At 70.2% G+C, this 3,492-nt stretch carries 2 protein-coding genes; both read right to left on the bottom strand.

Features of this window, described 5'->3' with window-relative positions; translation table 11 throughout:
- The coding region (locus ABZ098_RS44880) for a condensation domain-containing protein (protein WP_356600881.1) at nt 1-1,804 on the bottom strand (1,804 nt) is incomplete at its 3' end.
- The gene (locus ABZ098_RS44875; RefSeq protein WP_356600883.1) at nt 1,804-3,489 is read right to left on the bottom strand and encodes an amino acid adenylation domain-containing protein; all 1,686 of its coding nucleotides are present in this window, start codon (nt 3,487-3,489) and stop codon (nt 1,804-1,806) included. The genes ABZ098_RS44880 and ABZ098_RS44875, both read right to left, overlap by 1 nt.
- Nucleotides 3,490-3,492 lie beyond the last annotated feature (3 nt).

Below are 3,492 nucleotides of genomic sequence, written 5' to 3'. Positions count from 1 at the left end.
CACGCTCCAGACACAGCCCCACCACCGACTCCGCACCCACCCCCTCCGCACGCAGCAGACCCGCCAACCGACCCGCCCGCTCCCACAACGCCCCAAACGTCACCTGACGCGCACCACACACCACCGCAACCGCATCCGGACGCTGCCACACCTGATCAGCAACCAGCCCATGCACCCCACCCACACCCGGAACCGCCACCGCCGCACCATCACCACCGGCGAGCAACTGCACCCGCTCGACAGTGGACAACAGAGGCAGATCACCGATCCGCCGCTCCGCGTCCTCGGCGACGACGGTCAGCACGTTGACGAGATGTGCCGCCATCCGCTCCACCGTGGCGGCGTCGAACAGCGACGTCCGGTAGTCGATCCTGCCGACCAGTTCGCCACTGGCCTGGATCTCTCCCAGCCCCATCACGAGGTCGAACCGCGCCGGCGGCGACGTGTCCAGGGAGAGGTCCTCCCGGGCGTCCGATCCGGCGGCGCCGCCCTGCTCGGGCGTGCCGTCGGCCGGGGCCGCGGGGTCGTAGTTGAACAGGACCTGGAACAGCGGGGCCCTGGAACGGTCCCTTTCGGTGGCCAGCGCGTCGACCAGCTGCTCGAAGGGCAGGTCCTGGTGCTCGTAGGCGCCCAGCGCCATCTCCCGTACCCTGCCCAGCAGTTCGGCGAAGGTCGGGTCCCCCGACAAGTCGGTGCGCAGGACCAGGGTGTTGACGAAGAAGCCGATGAGCTCGTCGGTCTCGGCCCGGTTGCGGTTGGCCACCGGCGCGCCGACCACGACGTCGTCCTGGCCGCAGTACCGGCCCAGCAGCACGGCGGACGCCGCCAGCAGCGTCATGAACATCGTCGCGCCGTTCCGGCGAGCGATCTCCTTCAGGCGGTCCGCGACCGGCGCGGGGACCACGAACCGTGCGGAGGCTGCCGGACCGTCCGAGACCCTTGAGCGGGGGCGGTCGACGGGCAGTTCCAGCACCGGCGCCCCGGACAGCTGCCGGCGCCAGTACGCCAGCTGGTCGTCAAGGACGTCCCCGGTCAGCCAGGATCGCTGCCAGGCGGCGTAGTCGGCGTACTGCACCTCAAGCGGCGGCAGCGGATCCGGTTCACCGGCACGGAACGCCTCGTACAGGAGTTCCATCTCGCGGCCGAAGATCCGTGCAGACCACTCGTCCGAGGCCACATGGTGCACGGACACCGCCAGCACGTGCCCGGCGGCGCCCAGTCGGATCAGGCAGGCCCGCAGCACCGGCCCGGCGGTCAGGTCGAACGGCTCCGCCGCCTCAGCCGCCACCAACTGTCGCGTCACGGTCACCGGGTCCACCGTCGCGGACACGTCCACCACCGGCAGCGGCACCGGCCCCGGCGGGTCGATGACCTGGTACGCCACCCCGTCCGAGCCCGCCACCAGCCGCGTCCGCAGCACCTCGTGCCGTGCGACGACGGCCGTCAGCGCCGCGCGGAGCGCCGCCACATCGATGTCGCGGTCCAGGCGCAGGTGCATCGGCACGTTGTAGTCGGCCGATCCCGGTTCGAGCTGGTCGAGGAACCACAGCCGCTGCTGTGCGAACGAGAGCGGGAGCCGGTCCCGCCGGTCCGTCCGGGTGATCGACGGAGCGGAGCCACGGCGCCCGCCCTGCCGGGTTCCCAGCAGTTCCACGATCTCTTCGCGCCAGTCCTGGAGTTGCTGCCGGAGGTCGCCGGTCAGCACGTCCTTCGGCGCGAAGACACGGAGCCGGCCCTCGTGGAGGTTGAAGCGCACCCCCTGCTTTTCGAGGTCCTTGACAAGATCTGCGGGAGAAGCAGCCATCAGGAAATACCATCCTCGCTGGGCCGTGCGTCCTGTCCGTAACCACCAAGTGCCTGGAGCACTTCGTCATCTGACATGCGCTCGATCTCGTCCAAGATCTGTTCCTCGACCACCCGGGCGAGTTCGCGCACCGTCGGCCGGTCGAACAAGGCTGCCAGCGGCACCTCGGTCCCGAACGCGTCGCGAACGCGGGAGATCACCTGGGTGGCCAGCAGTGAGTGGCCCCCGAGTTCGAAGAAGTTGTCCTCGGCCCCGACCCGGTCCACCCCGAGCAGCTCGGCCCAGATCCCGGCCAGCAGTTCCTCGGTGGGGGTCGAGGGCGGAACGTGGGAGCCGTCCTCGTCGGGACGGTCGATGTCGGGCACCGGCAGTGCGGCGCGGTCGACCTTGTTGCTTGAGGTCAGGGGCAGGGCCGCCAACTCGACGAACACTGACGGGATCATGGATTCCGGCAGGCTCTCGCGCAGGTGCCCGCGCAGATCGCCCGAGTCAGGGATGCCTTTGGACGGGTCGGCGGGGACGACGTAGGCCACCAGTCGTGCCCGCGCCGACTCACCGAACGGGGTCACCACCGCCACCTGTACGCCGGGATGGGCGGCGAGCGCGGCCTCGATCTCCCCGGGTTCGATCCGGACTCCGCGGATCTTGACCTGGTCGTCGGCCCGGCCCAGGAACTCCATCCGTCCCCAGGCGTTCCATCGCACCCGGTCGCCGGTCCGGTACATGCGCGAGCCGTCTGCCGCGAACGGGTCGGCGATGAACCGGCGCGCGGTCAGTGCGGGGCGGCCTCCGTATCCGCGGGCGACGCCGGGGCCGCCGATGAACAGTTCACCCGCCACTCCGACCGGCACCGGGCGCAGCCGGCTGTCGAGAACATGCACCGTCGTCCCGGCGACCGGCAGCCCGATCGGCACCGGCGAAGCCGCTTCCCGCATCAGCCACGCCATCGACGTGATCGTCGTCTCCGTCGGCCCATAGGTGTTGAGTACGGGCACCGAGGTCTGCTCGAACCAATCGGCCAGCACCCGTGCCGGCACCGCCTCGCCGCCGAGATTCAGCAGGCGGAAGTCCGGGCCCAGCCCGTAGCCTGCCGAGGGGTCGGAGATGGCCAGCTCCCAGACCGCGGGCGTCATCTCCACCATGGTGATCCGCTGTGCCCGGATTTCCCGCAGCACTTGCGCCGGAGTCCACAGTTCGGCGCCGCGCAGCACCAGCCTCCCGCCGTACATGAGGACCGTGAGCAGCTGATCCACTGTCGCGTCGAAGGTGATGGAGGCGAACTGCAGGGTGCTGTCGCCCGGGGTGATCCCGTACTGGCGGCCCAGCTCCGCCAGTCGCACGCTCATGGCGGAGTGCTCGATGAACACGCCATTGGGCCTGCCGGTCGAGCCCGAGGTGAAGATGACGTAGGCCAGGTTCCCCGGGCCCGCCTGCGGCGGGAGATCTGCGGTCGGTAGCTTGTCGATCGCCGCCTGGTCACCGTCGATCAGCAACTGCGGCACGGTGGTCGATTCGAGCCTGTCCGCCACCTCGCTCCGGGTGATCACCAGCGCCGCCCCGGCGGTTTGAAGCATGTATCGCATCCGCTGACCGGGGTGGTCGGCGTCCATCGGGAGGTAGGCGGCGCCCGCCTTCAGCACTCCGAGGATGGCCACCATCAAGCCGGTGCCACGCAGCAGGCACACCCC

It is taken from the genome of Streptomyces sp. NPDC006335, from assembly GCF_040612795.1.
Lineage (GTDB): Bacteria > Actinomycetota > Actinomycetes > Streptomycetales > Streptomycetaceae > Streptomyces.
This window is presented reverse-complemented; position numbering and strand designations above follow the sequence as displayed.